Below are 20081 nucleotides of genomic sequence, written 5' to 3' on the forward strand. Positions count from 1 at the left end.
CGGCCCGGGGGGGGTCCGCCCGGTGTGTTCGGGGGGGGGCGCCCGGGCGCCCCTGGGCCCCCCCTACCGCCCAATCAACCCCCAAAAACGTTGCCCCCGGCCCCCGGGGGGCGCCCGCGGGGCCCCCTTCTCGTTCGCTGGTGCCGTCGGTCAGACGGTCGTGATGACCTGGTCGGCCTCAAGGCGCGGGGAGCGCGGGAACCAGGCGTCGTCGCCCGGCTTGCCGATGTTGACGATCATCAGCGGGGTGTGGTCGTCGTCCAGGAACTCCTTCTGGACACCGGCGAGGTCGGCACCGGTCATCGGGCCCGCGGCGAGGCCGGCGGCGCGGACGCCGATGATGAAGTACGCGGCCTGGAGCGCGGCGTTCATCGCGGCGGCGCTCTCACGGACCGGGCGCTCGGAGAAGAAGAGGTCCTTGGCGGCGGGGAAGTGGGGGAGGAGCGCCGGCAGTTCCTCGTGGAACTCGTTGTCCGCGGAGAGGATCGCGACCAGCGGGGCGGCGGCGGTCTTCGCCTGGTTGCCCTCGGCGAGGTGTCCCACCAGGCGCTCACGGGCCTCGGGGGAGCGGACCAGGGTGATGCGCAGCGGCGACTGGTTGAAGGCGGTCGGGCCGTACTTGACCAGGTCGTAGATCGCCTGCACCTGCTCGTCGGTCACCGGCTCGTCGGTGAAGGTGTTCGCCGTGCGGGCCTCGCGGAACAGCAGGTCCTGAGCGGTGGGGTCAAGGACGAGAGACATGAAGAACCTTCTCGGTATGTGCGGTGGATCCGGGGGATCTGTTGGCGAGTACGACAGTACGCCGAGGAGGTTTAAAGTTCAACCAAAAGCGGGGCGTGGTGATCCGCTTCACAGGCGGAGGGATCGAAGAAGGGATCGAAAAAAGTGGGGCCCGCCGTCGCGCGGGCCCCACTGGAGTTACTCGGAACAGGACACCACCCGGACGCGGAGCCGCCCGTCAGCCGGGCGCGGAGCCGCCCGTCACGCGGAGCCCGAGTCGCTCGTCAGCCGGACGCGGAGCCGAGTCGCTCGTCACGCAGGCGCGGAGCCGCTCGTCAACCGGACGCGGAGCCACCCGTCACCCGGAGCCGGCAGCGCTCGTCACTCGGACCCGGAACCGGTGTCCTTGGCTCCTGCCTCGTCCTGGGACTCCTCGGCCAGAGCCGCGTCCAGACGGGCCCGAGCGCCCTCCAGCCAGCGCCGGCACACCTTGGCCAGCTCCTCGCCGCGTTCCCAGAGCGCCAGGGACTCCTCCAGGGTCGTACCGCCCGCCTCCAGACGGCGTACGACCTCGATCAGCTCGTCCCGCGCCTGCTCGTACCCGAGCGCCTCGTCCACCTTGCTGGTCATGCGCCCACCCTATGCATCGACTCGAACCGTGAATTCACCCTCGGCGACCCGCGCCCGCAGCGTCTCGTCCGCCGCCACCTCGGCCGGGTCCCGGACCACATGACCGTCGGCCCGCTGCAGCACCGCGTACCCCCGCTGGAGGGTCGCCGCGGGGGAGAGGGCCACCACGCGCGCGTGGGTGTGCGTCAGCTCCGAGTCCGCGCGGTCCAGCAGATGCCCGAGGGTGCGCCGGCCCCGGTCGAGCAGGGCCAGGACCTGGTCCGACCGCTCGTCGATCATCCGGTGCGGATCCTCCATCGAGGGCCGGGCCAGTGTGTGCGCGAGGCCGCGCTCCTCGCGGTCGATGAACGACCCCACGCAGCGCCGCGCGCGGTTCCGCAGCAACCGCACCCGCTCGTACTCCTCTCCGACGTCCGGCACGACCTTCTTGGCGGCGTCGGTCGGGGTGGAGGCCCTCAGGTCGGCCACGAGGTCGAGCAGCGGGCTGTCCGGCTCGTGCCCGATCGCCGACACCACCGGTGTGCGGCAGGCCGCGACCGTGCGGACGAGCTGCTCGTCGGAGAACGGCAGCAGGTCCTCCACACTGCCGCCGCCGCGCGCCACGACGATCACGTCGACCTCGTCGAGCGTGTCCAGCTCCTTCACCGCCTGCACCACCTGCGGTACGGCGTGGACGCCCTGCACGGCGACATTGCGGACCTCGAAGCGGACGGCGGGCCAGCGGTGCCGCGCGTTCTCCAGCACGTCACGTTCGGCCGCCGACGCGCGCCCGCACACCAGCCCGATGAGCTGCGGCAGGAACGGCAGCGCCTTCTTGCGGTCGGCGGCGAACAGCCCCTCGGCCGCCAGCGACTTCTTGAGCTGTTCGAGGCGGGCGAGGAGCTCTCCCACTCCCACCGGTTTGATCTCGGCGGCCCGCAGGGAGAGCTGCCCGCGCGGCGCGTACCACTCCGGCTTGGCGTGGACCACCACCCGGGCGCCCTCGCTCACGACGTCGGCGACCGCGTCGAAGACCTGTCGGTAGCAGGTCACGCCCACCGAGATGTCGTGCGACGGGTCGCGCAGCGTCAGGAAGACGACGCCCGCGCCGGGGCGCCGCGACAACTGGGTGATCTGCCCCTCGACCCACACCGCGCCGAGCCGGTCGATCCATCCCCCGATGAGCCGTGACACCTCGCCGACGGGCAGCGGAGCGTCCGCGGACGTGTTGAGAGCCATGCGCCCGAGGGTAGTGGGCCCCACCGACAACGCCCCCGCGCCCGGCACGAGTCGGACCACCCGGGCCCCGAACCCCGGCCGACAGGTCCGTCCTGATCGCGACGCGGTGAACGGCAGCCGCGCCGGAGCCGGGCGGCTGCGGCACGTCACCCGGCCGTGGCCCCCGCCCGCCCCCGTCGGGCGAACAGCACCACCAGCCCCGCCGCCAGCCACACGAGACCCGCCACCTGAGCCGTTCCCGACGCCTCGGCGATCACCGCGACGGTGACCGAGGCACCCAGGACCGGCAGGACCACGTGACGCCACCACACCACGGGCCCGCCACGGTGCCGTACGGCGAACCAGCCCACCACCGACGCGTGCAGCAGCGTGAACGCGGTCAGCGCGCCGATGTCGACCACCGAGACCAGCTTGTCGAGGCCGTCGTCGCGGCGCGCCGCCCAGATCGCGGCGACCGTCGTGATCACCGCCGCGCACAGCAGCGCCACGCGCGGCACCCCGGACCCGGTCCGCGCCAGCGCCCGCGGCAGCCGCCGGTCGCGCGCCATCGCGAAGACGACCCTGGCGGCCGCGGCCTGCCCGGCCAGCGCCGCGAAGGCCGCGCCGACCGCCTTGCTCAGGGCCACCAGGTTGTGCAGCCACGAGCCGGCGGCGGCGTCCACGGTGTCGTAGAACGCCGGACCCTGGAGAGCGGGTTCGGCGGCGAGCCGCGCGGACGGCAGCGGCTCCAGCAGCGCCGCCAGATAGCTCTGCGCCACGAACAGCACACCCGCGAGCGCCAGACAGCAGAGCACCGCGCGGGCCACCTTCTCCGAACCGCCCCTGACCTCCTCGGCGAAGGAGGCGATCGCGTCGAAACCCAGGAAGGACAGGACGGCGACCGAGACGGCGCCGGCCACCGCCGACAGCGCGAACGCGCCCTGCGTGCCGTCGCCCGACAGCGGGGACAGCCACCCGCGGTGCGCCCCGTCGCGCGCGAGCACCGCGGCCGCCGTCACGACGAAGACGACGAGGACCACGATCTCCATCGCGAGCACCAGGAACCCGACGCGCGCCGCCGTGCGGACCCCCAGGAGGTTGAGGGACGTCGTGACGACGACGGCGAGCGCGGTCCACACCCACCGGGACACCTCCGGGACCAGCGCGTTCATCGCGATCCCGGAGAACAGATAGGCCACCGCCGGGATGAGCAGATAGTCCAGCATCACCATCCACCCGGCGACGAACCCGGCCGCCGGGCCGAGCCCCGCGCGCGCGTAGGCGAACACCGAACCGGCCTGGGGGACCACCCGGACCATCTGGGCGTAGCTGAAGGCGGTGAACGCCATGGCGGCCGTCGCGACGACGTACACCAGCGCGACCGCCCCGTGCGACCTCGCGTCCAGCGTCCCGAAGATGCCGACCGGTGCCATCGGGGCCATGAACAGCAGCCCGTAGACGACCAGGTCCCGGAAGCCGAGGTTCCGGCGAAGGCCCCGCTCCGCCGGGTCCGCTTCGGCGGTGGTCGGCGCGTCGGACATCGTGCCTCCCGGGAATCGCCTGGTCCACCCCCAGCGGCTGTCCACAGTCTCTCCGAGGAGGCGATCCCCGACCCGCCGGACGCGGCCTTACGATGGGGGCATGACCGCTTCGCCTGGCCGCCGTGTCCTGCTCGCCGCCCCCCGTGGCTACTGCGCGGGCGTGGACCGCGCCGTGATCGCCGTCGAGAAGGCCCTCGAGCAGTACGGGGCTCCGATCTACGTCCGTCACGAGATCGTCCACAACAAGTACGTCGTGCAGACGCTGGAGAAGAAGGGCGCGATCTTCGTCGAGCGGACGGCGGAGGTCCCCGAGGGGTCCATCGTCATGTTCTCGGCGCACGGCGTCTCCCCCGTCGTCCACGACGAGGCCGCCGCCGGCAAGCTCGCCACCATCGACGCGACGTGCCCGCTGGTCACCAAGGTCCACAAGGAAGCCGTCCGCTTCGCCGGCGAGGACTTCGACATCCTCCTCATCGGGCACGAGGGCCACGAGGAGGTCATCGGCACCTCCGGCGAGGCACCCGACCACATCACCCTGGTCGACGGCCCCGAGGATGTCGCCAAGGTCGAGGTCCGCGACCCCTCCAGGGTCGTCTGGCTCTCCCAGACCACCCTCTCCGTCGACGAGACGATGGAGACGGTCGACGCCCTGAAGGAGAAGTTCCCGCTCCTCATCTCCCCGCCGAGCGACGACATCTGCTACGCCACGCAGAACCGTCAGCTCGCCGTGAAGCAGATGGGCGCGGAGGCCGAGCTGGTCATCGTCGTCGGATCGCGCAACTCCTCGAACTCGGTCCGGCTGGTCGAGGTCGCCAAGCTGGCCGGCGCCCGCGCCGCCTACCTGGTCGACTTCGCCGAGGAGATCGACGAGGCCTGGCTGGAGGGCGTGACCACGGTCGGTGTCACCTCCGGCGCCTCCGTCCCCGAGGTCCTCGTCGAGCAGGTCCTGGAGTTTCTGTCCGGGCGCGGCTTCGAGGACGTGGAGATCGTCAAGGCCGCCGAGGAGTCCATCACCTTCTCGCTCCCCAAGGAACTGCGCCGCGACCTGCGCGCGGAGGCGGCCGCACTGGTGGAGGCGCGCACCGGTGGTCCGTCCGGGAAGTGACATTCAGCCGTACGTCGTAACGTAGGGCCATGAAGATCTTCGGTGTGGACATTGGCGGATCCGGGATCAAGGGTGCCCCTGTGGACCTTGATCGCGGGGACCTGGCGGAGGAGCGCTGCAAGGTGCTCACCCCGCACCCGGCGACGCCCGACGCGGTGGCCGACGGCGTGAAGGACGTCATCGACCACTTCGGCTGGACGGGTCCGGTGGGCATCACGTTCCCCGGTGTGGTGACCGGCGGTTCCACCATCCGTACGGCGGCGAACGTCGACAAGTCCTGGATCGACACCGACGCGGGCGCGCTGCTCGGCGAGCGGCTGGGCGGTCTGCCGGTGACCGTGCTGAACGACGCCGACGCGGCGGGTGTCGCGGAGATGGAGTTCGGCGCGGGGAAGGGCCGCCGGGGCACGGTCATCCTGCTCACCTTCGGCACCGGCATCGGCAGCGCCGTCTTCACGGACGGTGAGCTGGTCCCGAACACCGAGCTGGGGCACCTGGAGCTGAACGGCCACGACGCCGAGAAGAGGGCCTCCACCAAGGCCAAGGAGGACCACGAGCTGACCTGGGAACACTGGTCGCGCCGGGTCACCAGATACCTCGCCCATGTCGAGATGCTGTTCTCCCCGGAGCTGTTCATCATCGGCGGCGGTGTCAGCCGCAAGTCCGAGAAGTTCCTGCCGCTGATCGAGGGCATCAAGGCGGAGATCGTCCCGGCGCAGCTCCAGAACAACGCCGGGATCGTGGGCGCGGCGATGCGGGCGGCGCAGATCGGCCGCTAGCGGCGACGGGCGGTACGAGAGGGCTGTCGGCCGACCGTACGAGGGCCGGCCGACGGACGGTACGGGGCGGGCGGCCGGAGTACGGGGGCCGGCGGGCCGGGTCAGCGGGCCTGTCTGCCGGGCGGTACGGCGCGTGGCCGCTCCCGCCGCTGGGCGGCCCGGCGGCGGGACATCAGGCCGATCCGGCGGACGGTCACGACGAGGACCGCGGCCAGCGTTCCCCCGTACAGCCAGCCCGCCTGCAGGGCGAGGGTGGTGACCAGGCCCATGAAGAAGCCGCCGAGGTCGCCTCCGCCGCCGTCGTCGGTGATCGGCGGCAGCCCGCAGGCGAAGGCGATCGGCAGGACCACGGGGGCCGTCACCAGGTCGCCGGGCCGCACCCACAGCGCGGTCAGCACGCACACCGGCAGGAACAGCACCCCGTACACCGTCGCCGACCCGCCGAACAGCAGGTGGTCGAGGCAGGCCAGCGCGAACATCGACGCGCCGCAGAACAGGCCGCCGCCGAGCCCGGTCAGCCGGGGCCTCGACGTCCGGCGCGGCTGCCGGACACCGGCGGGCGCGGGCCGCCCCGCCACGCGGCCGTCCCGCCCGACACCGCCGTTCGCCGCCCGCCCGGCCTGTGCCGGAACAGGTGCTCCGCGTCGCGGTCTGTTCTGAGGGGGACGCGTCCTGTGTTGCTCCACTGGACCAACTTAGGTCGTTTTATGTGTGGAACGGCTCATCGGACACGCCGGAGACCGGCCGAAGGCGAGGCCGTGGAATGAGCTTGGCCATGCGTTCGATACCTCGCGGGCGGGGGGTGACCCACGCCGTAGACTGGTGGATCGGCCCGCTCTTCTGGAGGGCCCTTCGCCCATCCTCTCGTACGGGAAGTCGCAACGTGTCGCTCACGATCGGAATCGTCGGTCTGCCCAATGTCGGCAAGTCGACCATGTTCAACGCCCTGACCAAGAACGACGTGCTCGCGGCCAACTACCCGTTCGCCACGATCGAGCCGAACGTCGGTGTGGTCGGCGTCCCGGACGCCCGTCTCACCAAGCTGGCCGAGATCTTCTCCTCGCAGAAGATCCTCCCGGCGACCGTCGACTTCGTCGACATCGCGGGCATCGTGAAGGGTGCCTCGGAGGGCGAGGGTCTCGGCAACAAGTTCCTCGCGAACATCCGTGAGTCGGACGCGATCTGCCAGGTCATCCGCGCCTTCAAGGACGAGAACGTCGTGCACGTCGACGGCAAGGTCTCACCCAAGGACGACATCGAGACGATCAACACCGAGCTGATCCTCGCCGACCTCCAGACGATCGAGAAGGTCCTGCCGCGCCTCCAGCGGGAGTCGCGCATCAAGAAGGACATCGGCCCGAAGGTCGCGGCGGTCGAGGCGGCGCAGGCGATCCTGGAGAAGGGCGACACCCTCTTCTCCGCGGGCATCGTCCAGGGCTCCGGCAACGAGGAGCTGCTGCACGACCTGCACCTGCTCACTACCAAACCGTTCCTGTACGTCTTCAACGTCGACGAGGACGAGCTGGTCGACGACGACTTCAAGGCCGAGCAGAGCGCCCTGGTCGCCCCCGCCGAGGCGATCTTCCTCAACGCCAAGCTCGAGGCGGACCTCGCCGAGCTCGACGAGGAGGACGCGAAGGAACTCCTGGAGTCGGTCGGCGTCCAGGAGCCCGGCATGGCGACCCTCGCCCGCGTCGGCTTCAACACCCTCGGCCTGCAGACCTACCTGACGGCAGGCCCCAAGGAATCCCGCGCCTGGACCATCAAGAAGGGCGCCACCGCCCCCGAGGCCGCCGGTGTCATCCACACCGACTTCCAGAAGGGCTTCATCAAGGCCGAGGTCATCTCCTTCGACGACCTGGTCGAGACCGGCTCGGTCGCCGAGGCCCGCGCCAAGGGCAAGGCCCGTATGGAGGGCAAGGACTACGTCATGCAGGACGGGGACGTGGTGGAGTTCCGCTTCAACGTGTAGCGGGCGCCGTCTCATCGCGGCGCCGATCCGGCAGACATGCGGATCAGAAGGGGTCCGGCCTTTCGGGGTCGGGCCCTTTGTCTTTCCCTTTGTCCTTCCCTGCCGGGGCGGCGCCTCGGAACCCCGACCCGTCCGACCGCGGGCGAAGAACCCGCGAGGTTGGCTACTAACGTCTATGTTGGTAACACTGAAGTTAGTGTCGTGGTGTCGTGTGTGGAGGTCGGCGGACGTGGTGGATTTCGTGGGCCGTCGCCAGGAGCTGGCGACGCTGGAGCGAGAGCTGCAGAAGGTGGCGGCAGGGCTTGGCGGGGAGCGGCCCGGGCGGTGCGTGATGTTGCGTGGGCGGCGCCGCGTGGGCAAGTCGCGACTCGTCGAGCGGTTTGCGGAGCGCTCCGGAGCTCCGTTCCTGTTCTACGCGGCGACCGGTGCGTCCCCCGGGAACGATCTGGCGCGACTGGCGCGGGACGCCCAGGCGTCGACGCTGCCGCTGGCGGGACTGGTGGCTGCCGCGCGGCCGGAGAGCTGGGACGCCGCGTTCGACGTGCTGGCCGCGGCGCTGCCCGCCGACCGGACGAGCGTGCTGGTCATCGACGAGGTGCCGTATCTGATGGACGCCGACGGCGCCTTCGAGGGGATACTGCAACGGGCCTGGGACCGGGTGCTGGAGACCAAGCCGGTGCTGCTGGTCCTCATCGGCTCCGATCTGTCGATGATGGAGGCGCTGAACAGCTACGGACGCCCCTTCCACCAGCGTGGCCGGGAGATGGTGCTGGGACCGCTGAACCCCGCCGAGGTCGGGCGGATGCTCGGGCTGGATCCGGCTGAAGCCTTCGACGCCGCGCTGGTCACCGGCGGGCTGCCGCTGATCTGCGCGGAATGGCCGCAGGGGGCGGGGCTCTGGGACTTCCTCGGCGAGGCGCTGAGCGACCCGGTCTCGGCCCTGCTGGTGTCGGCCGAGCGTTCGCTGGCGGCCGAGTTCCCCCCGCAGGCTCAGGCGCGTACGGTGCTGGCGGCCATCGGCAGTGGCGAGCGGACCTTCACCAACATCGCCCGCGCGGCGGGCGGAATCGGGGCCACGCCGCTGCAGCGATCCCTGGAACTGCTCACGGACAAGCGGATCGTCGCCGGGGAGTTGCCCGTGTCGCCGCGTCCGTCGAAGGATCGCCGCTATCGGGTCACAGATCCCTACCTGCGGTTCTGGCTGCACCTGCTCGGTCCCTCCATGGAGGAGATCGAGCGGGGGCGGGGTGATCTGACCTTGGCGCGGATCCGGGAGAACTGGGCCAGTTGGCGCGGCCGGGCGGTCGAGCCGCTCGTCCGTGAGGCGCTCGCCCGGATACTGCCCGACGACCGGCTCCCCGCGGCTCCCGCAGTGGGCGGCTACTGGACCCGGACCAACGACGTCGAGATCGACATCGTCGGGGCGGACCGCGCCCCCATCGCCGGGGAGTTGTTCTTCGTCGGCTCCGTCAAGTGGCTGGAGCGCTCACCCTTCGACCGGCACGACCTGGCGGCTCTCCACCGCCACCGGGCCGCCCTCACCGACGAACCCGTTCCCGTCGTGGCGGTCTCGCGCGGCGGGGTCGACTGTCCGGGCCTCGATGCCGCCTACGGCCCCGGCGACTTGCTGGCCGCCTGGCCGTTGTGAGCGGCGTACGGCGGGTGGGGTACGGGAGTCGCCGAAGCCGTCCGCCGGGGTTCAGGGCCGGGCCAGTCCCGTCTTCGCGCCGGCGCCGCACAGCGGGACCACCGCCTCCCGTCGGCCGAGGGCACCCTCGCGGATCGCCGCCCAGCAGGCCACGCCCGTCGACTCCACGTACAGGCCGCGCCCCGCGAGGTCCGTCTGTGCGTGGCGGATCTGGTCCTCCGTCACGGTCAGGAAGGCGCCCCCGGAGGCGCGTACCGCGCTCAGGATCTGGCGGGCCCGCAGCGGGTGCGGGATCGCGATGCCTTCGGCGAACGTGGGCGCCGTCGGGGTGACGCCGACGAGATCGTCCGCGCCCTCGGCCCAGGCGTGGGCCAGCGGGGCGACCGCGGCGGACTGGACGGCGTACAGGGCGGGCCTCTTGTCGATCAGCCCCGCCGCGTGTAGTTCGGCCACGGCGAGGGCGGCGCCGAGGAGTAGCGTGCCGTTGCCGACCGGCAGCACGACGGCGTCCGGCAGGCGGCCGCCGAGGTCCTCCCAGAGTTCGTGGACGTATGTCTTCGTGCCGTGCAGGAAGTACGGGTTGAAGACGTGTGAGGCGTAGAACACGCCCTTCTCGTCGGCCGCCTCGCGTGCCGCGCGTGCCGTCGCCTCGCGGTCGCCGTCGATCACCCGCAGCCGTGCCCCGTGCGCCTCGATCTGCTCCAGCTTCTTGGGCGAGGTGCCCTCGGGGACGTACACCGTGCACGGCAGCCCGGCCCGGGCGCAGTACGCGGCGACGGCCGTGCCCGCGTTGCCGCTGCTGTCCGCGAGCACCTGCCGGGGCCCGAGCCGCAGCGCCAGTTCGGCCAGGAGTACGGCCCCGCGGTCCTTGAACGAGAGCGTCGGCATCAGGAAGTCGAGCTTGGCGAGCACGCCCTCGCGCAGGGGGACCAGCGGAGTACGGCCCTCGCCGAGGCTGACCGTGGGCGCGGCCAGCGGCAGGCACTCCGCGTACCGCCACAGCGAGTTCACCCGGCCGGTGAGGGACGCGAGGGGAGCCGGTGTCGGCGCGAAGTCCAGGTCGAGCGGGCCGCGGCAGACCGGGCAGCACCAGGCGAGCGACCCGGCGGGGACGCGCGTGCCGTCCGTCGGGCAGAAGCAGTCCGGCAGTGCAGTCATGGGTGCAGGTTAGACGCGAGGGCCGGAGGACGGAGTGCTTCGAGGGTCCGGGGACGGAGCGCTTCGAGGGCCGGAGGACGGAGTGCTTCGAGGGTTCGAGGACGGAGCCCTTCGAGGGCCGGGGGACGGAGCGCTTCGAGGGTTCGGGGACGGCGTGCTTCGAGGGGCCGGGGCCGGAGCCCTTCGGGGGTCGGGGACCGGCCAAGCTCCGGCTGTCGTCCCGACAGCCCCTGTCACGACCCCGCCCGTGCAGTGCTTACGATGCGCCCAGCCATTCGGCAGTCGTACGCGCGTTCCATCACGGATGGATGAGGAGCAAGGGAAACCGTGGCCATACCCCCGCCGCCCGGACCGCAGCAGCCCGAGGGGCAGTACCCGCCGCCGGGGACCCCGCCGCATCCGCCCGCTCCGTACCCCCGATACCCCTCCCCGCAGGGCCCGTTCCAGCAGTCCGCGCAGCCGCCGTACGCGGGTTCGTACCAGCCCTGGGGGCAGGGCTACTCCCCGTACAACCGGCCCGTTCCCTTCAACGGGCTCGCGATCGCGGCGCTGGTCCTCGGCATCCTCTGCTTCCTGCCCGCCGTCGGACTGGTGCTCGGGATCGTGGCGCTCGTCCAGATCAAGCGGCGCGGCGAGCGCGGCAAGGGCATGGCGGTGGCCGGCATGGTCATGTCGTCGATCGGTGTCGTGCTGCTCGCGCTCACGGTCGCCACCGGGGGAGCGCGCGCGTTCTGGGAGGGCTTCGAGGACGCGGGCGGCGGCTCGGCGTTCTCGCTGGAGCTGGGCGAGTGCTTCGACACGCCGGGCGGCTCCCTGAAGGGTCTGGCGATCGACGTCGACAAGGTGCCGTGCACGGGCGAGCACGACGCCGAGGTGTTCGCGGACTTCGAGATGGCCGAGGGCGACTACCCGGGACAGGACGCGCTCGCCGACGAAGCCGACCGGCGGTGCTATCTGCTCAGGAACACCTACGCGATGGACTCCTGGGCCGTCCCGGGCGACGTCGCCGTGTACTCCTTCACGCCGACGGCGCAGAGCTGGCGCACCGGCGACCGCGAGGTGAGCTGCCTGTTCGGGAACACCGACGAGGAGAGCGGCCTGACGGGCTCCCTGCGCAACGACCAGCTCACGCTGGACGCCGACCAGTACTCCTATCTGAGCTCGGCGGCGGCCATCGACAACGCGCTGGACGGGATACCCGACACCGAGTACATCGACGACGACCTGCCCGGCTACAAGGAGTGGGCGGACCACGTGTCGGAGGCGTTGGCCTGGGAGGCGGACGGGCTGCCCGCCCACAGGTTCGCGCCGGACGCCGCCAAGCTCGTCGCGGTCCTGGCCAAGGACCTGGAGCGCTCGGCGAAGGAATGGGCGAAGGCCGCGGACGCGCCGGACGTGGACACCTTCTCCGAGCACTACGAGAAGGCCCTGAAGCTCATCGACCCCAAGAAGACGGTCACCACCCGCAAGGCTCTGGGGCTCGCCACCACCCCGCCGGTGTACGGCGACGGAGGGGGCACCGGTAGCGGCGGCGAAGGCGGTGCCGGAATCGAGGTGTGACGGCGGCCACAGTGGGGAGAAAGTGCCTGCGTAATGCCCTCAAGGGCGCGCTTCATCACTTCGAGTGATTCTCTGGCCTTCGCTTGCATGGCACAACCCACGGTTGCCACGCTGTTGCTGTCTGTACAACCTGATGGGAGCGGCTAAGTGACATTCGGTGAGCAGCCGGCGTATCTGCGCGTCGCGGGTGATCTCCGCAAGAAGATTGTCGACGGCTCGCTGCCACCGCACACCCGGCTCCCGTCGCAGGCCAGGATCCGCGAGGAGTACGGAGTCTCGGACACCGTCGCCCTGGAAGCGCGCAAGGTGCTGATGGCCGAGGGTCTGGTCGAGGGCCGCTCCGGCTCGGGCACGTACGTCCGCGAGCGGCCGGTGCCGCGCCGTGTGGCCCGCTCCGGATACCGGCCGGACAGCGGTGCCACCCCCTTCCGCCAGGAGCAGGCCGACTTCGGGGTGCGCGGCACCTGGGAGTCCCGCAGCCGGCAGGTCGAGGCGAGCGGCGCGATCGCCGAGCGGCTGGCCATCCAGCCGGGCGACCGCGTGATGTGCACGAACTACGTCTACCGCGACGGCGGCGAGGCGATGATGCTCTCCACGTCCTGGGAGCCGCTCGCCGTGACCGGGCGTACGCCGGTGATGCTCCCCGAGGAGGGCCCGCTCGGCGGCATGGGTGTCGTCGAGCGCATGGCGGCCATCGACGTGATCGTGGACAACGTCACCGAGGAGGTCGGCGCGCGCCCCGGACTCGCCGAGGAACTCCTGGCGCTGGGTGGCGTGCCCGGGCATGTGGTCGTCGTCATCCAGCGCACGTTCTACGCCTCGGGCCGCCCGGTGGAGACGGCGGACGTGGTGGTCCCGGCGGACCGCTACCGGATCGCCTACCACCTGCCGGTGAAGTGACCGCGCGTCACCCGGCCCGCTCGTGAGCCCGGTTGGAATCTGGCCTTTCTCAAGTGAGGGACCGGGGAACGACTTCGCCCTGCTCGCGGGCGCGCGAGGAGTCGTGAGCGGCGCGTTCGACGGCGCGCGCCCCCCGGGCCGGCGCTCCTTACTGGCCGGTTGCGTACCTCTTTGTGTAAACCCGTGTTCGCTGCGTGAAGGTAAGGCGTACGCTCGGGCATATGCGGATTGCGGTTTCGATGGAATGCGGGGTTCGACGGGGGCCCGGGGCGGGAAGTGGAGGGGCGCTATGAACGACAGCACGATCACGCTTCCCTGGCTCGTCATACGGCAGGACGACAACGGCAACCGCTATCGCGTGGGCAGGTACGCGACCAGGGCCGAGGCCCAGAAGATCGCGGACAGCCTCGACGAACGCGGGCACAAGCAGCTCTACTGGGTCGAGCGGATCGGGTCGAACGGAACCCCCTGATGCACCGGGAGCCGGACCTCGTCCCGCTCCCGTAGGCTCCGGCGCATGACGGAACGGATCGTGGTGGTCGCGGGCGCCCTCGTGCGCGGCGGACGCCTGCTCGCCGCCCGCCGCAGTGCGCCCCCCGACCTCGCCGGGCGATGGGAACTTCCGGGCGGCAAGGTCGAACCCGGTGAGACCCCCGAACACGCCCTCGTGCGCGAACTGCGCGAGGAGCTCGGCATCGACACGCGGGCGCTGGAGCGCGTCCCCGGGGAGTGGCCGCTGAAGCCGGGATACGTCCTGGTGGTGTGGGCCGCCCGGCTGCTGCCCGGCTCGGCCGAACCGGAGCCCCTGCAGGACCACGACCAACTGCGCTGGCTGAGTGCCGAGGAGATCTGGGACGTGGACTGGCTGGACCAGGACGTGCCGGCGGTCAAGAGCGCACTCCCGTGGCTCGATCCGGGCGTCTGACGACCCGAGTGCCCCCTCGTGCGCCGTTCGCGCCATAGTGTGCCCCGGGCGCGGTAAAGCTCCACCGATACCGGGTATGTGCCCCTTAACCCCCCGAAACCGGGCAGGGGTGGGGTTTCTGGTCTGGGAAGTGATCGGCTTGATCGACACTGACGGCTACTGCGCCGAGTGGACCTTTCCCGCGGAGCCCGGTGCCGTCCGCACCGCCCGCGCCGTCGTCCGGGGACAGCTCCGCGACTGGGACCTCGAATCCCTCGGTGACATCACCGCACTCCTGGTCAGCGAACTGGTGACGAACTCGCTGCGGCATGCCACGGGACCGATCGGCGTCCGTCTCGTACGTCCCGAGGACGTACCGGGCGCTCTGCGCGTCGAGGTCTCCGACCCACTGCCGGACCCGCCCCGGGAACGGTCCGCCGACACCTCCGACGAGAGCGGCCGCGGACTCCAGCTTCTGGCCGGCTCGTGCCGGCGCTGGGGCACATGGCCCGCGGACACCGGCAAGACGGTCTGGTTCGAGCTGGCCGTACCGGACTGAGGCACCGGGGCCGGCGCCCCCGCGCGGCGTGCGGCCGGATCACGCTCCCGACCGGTGTCGCCTTGTGTGGTTCGACGGGGTGCCACCTGGTTAGAAGACTGGGAGTATGTCGCGGCCGGTCCAAAAACCATCGGGACCGTGCTGTGATCGTGAACACCGTGTCGCGCGGCACCGTAGTGCTGGATACTGCGGGCAGCCGCCCCCGGTGACCGGTGCCGGACGCGGTGAGCTGGAGGGGACGGTTCGCGTGAGCGAGATACCAGCGAAGGCCACGGAGTCCGAGGACCCGTCGGACGGCGCGAGGGCCGATGGGGCGGGCGATGTCGCGCGCGCGGTTCCCGGCGACACGGCGGACGCCACCACGGACGACACCGCGGAAACCATCACGGACCACGCGTCGGACGACGCCGCGGAGGCCACCTCGGATCACGCGGCCGACGACGGCACGGACTACGCGGCCGCCGGTCCGGACGGCGACCTGAGCGGCGAGACGGGCGGGATGGGCGAGACCGGCGAGGTGCCGGGTGACGCCATGTGGCAGAGCAGTCCGCCCGGTTCGATCTACGACTACATCAAGGCCGCCTCCTTCTCCATCGGCGCGGACGGGCTCGTCGACCAGTGGAGCCTGCGGGCCGAGCAGATCTTCGGCATCCCGGCGGAGCGGGCCGTCGGCATGGACCCCATCGAGGCGTTCGTCAGCGAGGACCGGCGGGAGTTCGGTCAGCGGAAGATGGCGGAGATCCTGGACGGCCGCGAGTGGACCGGGCTCGTGCCGTTCCGCACACCCGCCGCCGAGGACGCCGACGAGGGCTCCGAGGACTCCGGGGGCAGGGAGGGCCTCGCCGAGGTCTATGTGATGCCGACGACCACCGAGCACGGCGAGCGGGCCGCCGTATGCATCGTGGTGGATGTTCGTACCCTGCGAACGATCGAGACGGACCTGGCCGCCTCGCAGGCGATTTTCGGTCAATCTCCTTTCGGCTTCCTGCTGATCGACACCGACCTTCAGGTCCGGCGCGCCAACCAGCGGTTCGCCTCGATCTTCGGCGGCACGGTCGACGACCACCGTGGCAAGGGCGTCCACGACTATCTTCCGCGCGCCGAGGCCGAGCGGGTGACGGCGGTACTGCGCCGGGTCCTGGAGACCGGAGAGTCCATCACGGACATGCACGTCACCGGGCAGCTCCCCGGCTCCGACGAGCGCCGCCACTGGTCCATCAACCTCTACCGGGTGCACAGCGGCAGCGGCCGCCCCATCGGTATCGCGTGGCTCGGAACCGACATCACCTCCCGCCGCGCCGCCGCCCGCGAAGCGGCCGCCGCCCGCCGCAACCTCGCCCTGCTGAACGAGGCGGGCGCCCGCATAGGCAACTCCCTCGACCTGGAGACCACCGCACGCGAGCTCCTGGACGTCGTGGTCCCCGGCTTCTGCGACCTCGCGACGGTCGACCTGTACCAAGGGCTGCTGGCCGGCGACGAGACCCCGCCGGGACTCGCGGACGGCAGCGCCGAACTCCGCCGGGTGGCCTTCGCCAGCGCCGTCTCCGACGCGCCCTTCGCGGGCGGTCCGGCACCCGTGGACGTCGGCGCGGTCCACCACTTCCCGTTCAACTCGCCCTCCGCGGACGCCCTGCGCACCGCCCGGCCGCAGCAGATCCCCGCCGACGACGGCGGCCTCATCCAGTCGACGCTCGCGGTCCCGATGGTCGCCCACGACACGGTCGTGGGACTCGCCCAGTTCTGCCGTACGAAGGGCAGCGAGCCGTTCGGGGAGCGGGACCGCGCGCTGGCCGTGGAGCTGGCCGCCCGCGCGGCCGTCTGCATCGACAACGCGCGCCTGTACCGCCGTGAGCACGAACGCGCCCTCATCCTCCAGCGGTCCCTGCTGCCCCCGGGCGACCCCGAGGCCTCCGGCCTCGACATCGCGTGCCGCTATCTGCCGGGCAACGCGGCGACGGAGGTCGGCGGCGACTGGTTCGACGTCATCGAACTCCCCGGCCACCGCACGGCCCTCGTCGTGGGCGACGTGATGGGCCGCGGGCTGCGCGCCGCCGTGGCGATGGGTGAACTGCGCACCGCGGTACGCACCTTGGCCCTGCTCGACCTCGAACCCGCCGAGGTCCTCTCGGCGCTGGACGAGATCGCGCGCGGGCTCGGCACCCCCGGCGGGGTCCAGCAGGCGACCCGGACGGCCCGTCAGCCCCGCGATGCCGACCTCTCCGAGGTGTACCTCGCGACCTGCGTGTACGCCGTCTACGACTCCGTGACCCGCCGGTGCACCTTCGCCAACGCGGGCCACCTGCCCCCCGTGCTGGTCGAGCCCGGTGAGACCGCGCTGATGCTCGACGTGCCGCCCGGGATGCCGCTCGGGGTGGGCGGCGAGCCCTTCGAGGAGGTGGAGGTCGAACTGCCCGAGGGCGCGCTGCTGGCGCTCTACACGGATGGACTGGTCGAATCCCGCGACCACCCCCTCGACGAGGGACTGCAGGCGTTCGTGGGCGCCCTCACCGACCCCTCCCGGCCGCTGGAGGACGTCTGCGACCACGTCCTCAACACCCTCGACACCCATCACGGCGAGGACGACATCGCCCTGCTGATGGCGCGTGTCCAGGGGCTGCCCGCCGAGTCCGTCGGCGACTGGACCCTGCCGCGCGAGCCGCGCAGCGTGGGGCGGGCCCGCGAGTACACCCGCGCCCAGCTCGTCGCCTGGGACCTGGAGCCGCTCGTCGACACGACGGAACTGCTGGTCAGCGAACTGGTGACGAACGCCCTGCGCTACGGCGAGGGCGAGATCAGGCTGCGGCTGCTCCTCGACCGCACGCTCGTCTGCGAGGTCTGGGACGCCGGGCTCGTCCAGCCGCGCCGCCGCCGCGCCCGCGACACCGACGAGGGCGGGCGGGGCCTCCAGCTCGTCGGCCTCCTCTCCGCGGGATGGGGCTCCCGCCGCACCCCGCGCGGGAAGACCGTGTGGTTCGAACTCCCCCTGCCGGACGGCGGGACAGGCCTCACGGACCCGGCGGAAGCGCTGCTGAGCCTGTTCTGAGGGCCGAGGGCCGAGGGCCGAGGGCCGAGGGCCGCGGACTGCGGACCGCGGACTGCGGACTGCGGACTGCGGACTGCGGACCGCGGACTGCGGACTGCGGACTGCGGGCTGCGGGCTGAGCGCTGTACGGGGGGGCGCTGCCCGGCGGTTCAGGTGAAGAACGCCCCCCGGCGGCCCCGGGTGCGGGGGCCGCCGTAACTCATCGGGCCGCCCTCGCCGTCGCCCAGCAGGATCCCGCCGAGCACCGCACCGCCCGCTCCGGCGCCCCCACGGCCGCCCGAGGGATTGCCGTACGCCCGTACGTCCCGTTCGGCGAGCCGGCGCGCCTCACGGGCGAGGTCGTCGGCCCGCAGCACCTCGGAGAGCGGGACGGACCCCGGCCCGAGCAGCCGCCGCGCCTCAGCCAGCCGGGTCCGCGCCTCGCTGCCCACGGCCCCGCGGTGCGTGCCGATGAAGCACGCGGCCCCGGCGAGCGCGCTGCGGGCGGGCAGCAGCGCCTGGCCGTGCCCGTCGGGGACGTCGCCGCCCCCCGCCCCGGCCAGACCCGCCGCGGCCTCCGTCACCCGGCGCAGCGCGTCCAGCGGATCGTGGGGCCCGGCGGCCGTCTCGTGACGCACCGCGGAGAGCACCGCCTCCGCGTGCCCGAGCCGCCCGACGAGTCCGGCGCGGGCCTCCGCCGGGAGCGCTCGGGCCGCGTTCCACGAGGCCTCCGCAGCCGTGATCGCCGCGGGCAGCCCGGCCGCCGCCGAGTCCAGTTCCGCCGCCAGCCGCTCCACGCCGTTCGCCAGGTCGAGGGCCTGCCCCAACGCCCCCTCCGCCGCCCTCAGATGGGCCGCCGCCTTCGCTCCGTCGCCCCGGTCCGCGTACTGGCGTGCCTGGTTGAGATGAGAGGTGGTGAACAGGAGCCGGTCCTTGGCCTGTTCGGCGTCGCCGGCGACGGGGAGCGAGGCCGCGGGGGCGTACCGCTCGTGGAGCCCGGCGAGGGTCGCCTCGGCGCCGCGGATACGCGCGGCGACCTCCCGGAAGCGGGCCTCCGCGGACTCCAGCGCGGCCACCGCGTTCCGCTCCAGCGCCCGGATCTGGTCGAGCCCCGGTGCCGCCGCGTCCAGCCGCTCCCCGGCCTCCCGGCAGTGGGCGACGATCTCCTCCAGGACCTCCCTGCGATCACTCTCGTCCTGGGCCGGGTCCACTCCGGCGCCCTCCGTCTCGTCGAGGCGCTGCCGCAGGCGGAAGGCCGCGGCGAGTCCGGCTTCCGCGTGCCTCAGGTCGTAGACGAACGGCTCGATCGCGTCGCCCGCCGACCGGTCCTCGGCGAGGGCGAGTTCCTCGGCGCCGACGCGTACGCAGTCATCGGTCTCGACGAGCAACCGCCGCGCCTGGTCGTCGAGTTCATGCAGGGGGATGATCTTCGCGTCGCCGCCGGGCGTCGTCCGGGTCGTCGCCCGCCGTCTGCGGCGCCCGTATCCGTACGCCGCCAGCGCGCCCGCGGCGCCGACCGCGACCAGGGGCGGCACGAGATCGCCGGTCGTCGTCCCGTCCTGCGCGGTCGTGGCCGGCCGGGCGGCGACGCCCGTGTCCCGCGCCCGCGCCACCGGGGCGTCGGCTCCCGCCCGTGCCAGGGGCAGCACCAGCCAGCCCATCGCGACCAGCCCCCCGAGCACGGCATGCGCCGCCCGCACGGCTATCTGCGACGGGACCCGGCGCGACCGGCTGCGTCTCAGGGGCGACGTCACATTTGGGAGCGTATGGCCGTTCGAGCGCCTCCGCGACCGGTATACGAGGAGTTGGGGGCAGTTGGGGTACGGGAGGTATCGGGGCGTACGGGAGGGGCGCGCGGGTCGTTCCCGTGGGCGCCCTCGCCGCCCGGGGCCGTACGGTGCCCCACGCGATGCGCTCGCCGCGGGACGCCACCGTCTGATGACGGCCCGGGTCCCGCGTGCGATGATCACGACACGTGCCCCTGTCCGGCACGCGGGGGAGTGGGGGTTCGATGCACTGGTACTTCGTCGGGTTCGCCGCACTGATCGTCATCGCGCAGGCCGGATTCGGGATCGCGGCCATCGCGAGGTACTGGATCCCGCCGTGGGCGCGTCGCAGGGTCGTGCGCCCGAAACTGTGGGGCTGGGGCGCGCTGACGGGGGCCGTGGGATGGTCCCTGTTCATGTTCCTCGGACCGTTCCACGGACCCGACGCCGAGTTCACGCCCTACGCCCTGGGCGGGATGGGCCTGTTCCTCGCGAGCCAGGTGGTCCAGATGATGGGGCAGCGCCCGGGCCGACGCCCCGTGGCCCCGCCGGACGCCGAAGGGCAGTGACGGCAGGACACGCGGACCGGGGACGGCGCGCCGCCCCCGCCCCCGCTCGGG

Annotated in this window: 18 protein-coding genes; 11 read left to right on the forward strand and 7 right to left on the reverse strand. The window is 72.3% G+C overall.

The window, feature by feature from the left end; translation table 11 throughout:
* Positions 1–150: 150 nt before the first annotated feature.
* From ACFXGX_RS11175 to ACFXGX_RS11190, 4 genes are all read right to left on the reverse strand, one after another.
* A complete protein-coding gene (locus ACFXGX_RS11175) occupies positions 151–741 on the reverse strand; it encodes a malonic semialdehyde reductase (protein WP_384788079.1) in 591 nt (196 codons plus the stop codon).
* Between the two features lie 360 nt (positions 742–1101).
* Positions 1102–1350 (reverse strand): exodeoxyribonuclease VII small subunit, encoded by a 249-nt coding sequence (locus ACFXGX_RS11180; RefSeq protein ID WP_384788082.1) that lies wholly within the window; start codon positions 1348–1350, stop codon positions 1102–1104.
* Positions 1351–1359: 9 nt separating this feature from the next.
* Complete coding sequence (xseA, locus tag ACFXGX_RS11185; protein WP_384788085.1) at positions 1360–2568, reverse strand: exodeoxyribonuclease VII large subunit; 1209 nt, start codon at positions 2566–2568, stop codon at positions 1360–1362.
* A gap of 146 nt (positions 2569–2714) precedes the next feature.
* Positions 2715–4088, reverse strand: coding sequence for an APC family permease (locus ACFXGX_RS11190; protein WP_384788088.1), 1374 nt, complete (start codon positions 4086–4088; stop codon positions 2715–2717).
* Positions 4089–4188: 100 nt separating this feature from the next.
* Here ACFXGX_RS11190 and ACFXGX_RS11195 point away from each other — a divergent pair, with 100 nt between their 5' ends.
* Positions 4189–5193, forward strand: coding sequence for a 4-hydroxy-3-methylbut-2-enyl diphosphate reductase (locus ACFXGX_RS11195; protein ID WP_384788091.1), 1005 nt, complete (start codon positions 4189–4191; stop codon positions 5191–5193).
* Between the two features lie 29 nt (positions 5194–5222).
* A complete protein-coding gene (ppgK, locus tag ACFXGX_RS11200; RefSeq protein WP_384788094.1) occupies positions 5223–5972 on the forward strand; it encodes a polyphosphate--glucose phosphotransferase in 750 nt (249 codons plus the stop codon).
* Positions 5973–6073: 101 nt separating this feature from the next.
* Here ppgK and ACFXGX_RS11205 read toward each other — a convergent pair whose 3' ends face one another.
* Entirely contained in the window at positions 6074–6550 is a 477-nt protein-coding gene (locus tag ACFXGX_RS11205) for a DUF6542 domain-containing protein (protein ID WP_384788097.1), read from the reverse strand.
* A gap of 305 nt (positions 6551–6855) precedes the next feature.
* Here ACFXGX_RS11205 and ychF point away from each other — a divergent pair, with 305 nt between their 5' ends.
* On the forward strand, positions 6856–7944 hold the full coding sequence (ychF, locus tag ACFXGX_RS11210; protein WP_384788100.1) for a redox-regulated ATPase YchF: 1089 nt from the start codon (positions 6856–6858) through the stop codon (positions 7942–7944).
* Positions 7945–8173: 229 nt separating this feature from the next.
* Complete coding sequence (locus ACFXGX_RS11215) at positions 8174–9592, forward strand: ATP-binding protein (RefSeq protein ID WP_384788103.1); 1419 nt, start codon at positions 8174–8176, stop codon at positions 9590–9592.
* A 51-nt stretch (positions 9593–9643) separates the two neighbouring features.
* Here the strand turns inward: ACFXGX_RS11215 and ACFXGX_RS11220 are convergent, their stop codons facing one another.
* Positions 9644–10750, reverse strand: a complete 1107-nt coding sequence (locus tag ACFXGX_RS11220) for a threonine synthase (RefSeq protein WP_384788106.1) — start codon at positions 10748–10750, stop codon at positions 9644–9646.
* Between the two features lie 327 nt (positions 10751–11077).
* Here ACFXGX_RS11220 and ACFXGX_RS11225 point away from each other — a divergent pair, with 327 nt between their 5' ends.
* The 6 genes from ACFXGX_RS11225 to ACFXGX_RS11250 all read left to right on the forward strand — a co-directional run bounded on the left by ACFXGX_RS11225 (position 11078) and on the right by ACFXGX_RS11250 (position 17716).
* Positions 11078–12310: a DUF4190 domain-containing protein gene (locus ACFXGX_RS11225; RefSeq protein ID WP_384788108.1), complete on the forward strand. Its 1233-nt coding sequence runs from the start codon at positions 11078–11080 to the stop codon at positions 12308–12310.
* Between the two features lie 147 nt (positions 12311–12457).
* Positions 12458–13210 (forward strand): GntR family transcriptional regulator, encoded by a 753-nt coding sequence (locus ACFXGX_RS11230; protein WP_355760611.1) that lies wholly within the window; start codon positions 12458–12460, stop codon positions 13208–13210.
* A gap of 289 nt (positions 13211–13499) precedes the next feature.
* Positions 13500–13682 carry an SPOR domain-containing protein gene (locus ACFXGX_RS11235; RefSeq protein WP_384788112.1) on the forward strand — a complete coding sequence of 61 codons (183 nt, stop codon included), beginning with the start codon at positions 13500–13502 and terminating at the stop codon, positions 13680–13682.
* 45 nt (positions 13683–13727) lie between these two features.
* Positions 13728–14135, forward strand: coding sequence for a (deoxy)nucleoside triphosphate pyrophosphohydrolase (locus ACFXGX_RS11240; protein WP_384788116.1), 408 nt, complete (start codon positions 13728–13730; stop codon positions 14133–14135).
* A gap of 76 nt (positions 14136–14211) precedes the next feature.
* Complete coding sequence (locus ACFXGX_RS11245) at positions 14212–14673, forward strand: ATP-binding protein (RefSeq protein WP_355760603.1); 462 nt, start codon at positions 14212–14214, stop codon at positions 14671–14673.
* Positions 14674–14920: 247 nt separating this feature from the next.
* Positions 14921–17716 (forward strand): SpoIIE family protein phosphatase, encoded by a 2796-nt coding sequence (locus tag ACFXGX_RS11250; RefSeq protein ID WP_384788119.1) that lies wholly within the window; start codon positions 14921–14923, stop codon positions 17714–17716.
* Positions 17717–17865: 149 nt separating this feature from the next.
* On the opposite strand, the gene ACFXGX_RS11255 is transcribed toward ACFXGX_RS11250, so the two are convergent.
* On the reverse strand, positions 17866–19449 hold the full coding sequence (locus tag ACFXGX_RS11255; RefSeq protein ID WP_384788122.1) for a hypothetical protein: 1584 nt from the start codon (positions 19447–19449) through the stop codon (positions 17866–17868).
* Positions 19450–19706: 257 nt separating this feature from the next.
* Here ACFXGX_RS11255 and ACFXGX_RS11260 point away from each other — a divergent pair, with 257 nt between their 5' ends.
* Positions 19707–20030, forward strand: a complete 324-nt coding sequence (locus tag ACFXGX_RS11260) for a hypothetical protein (protein ID WP_384788125.1) — start codon at positions 19707–19709, stop codon at positions 20028–20030.
* Positions 20031–20081: the final 51 nt, after the last annotated feature.

It is taken from the genome of Streptomyces sp. NPDC059371, from assembly GCF_042751995.1.
In the GTDB taxonomy this organism is placed as follows: Bacteria; Actinomycetota; Actinomycetes; order Streptomycetales; family Streptomycetaceae; genus Streptomyces.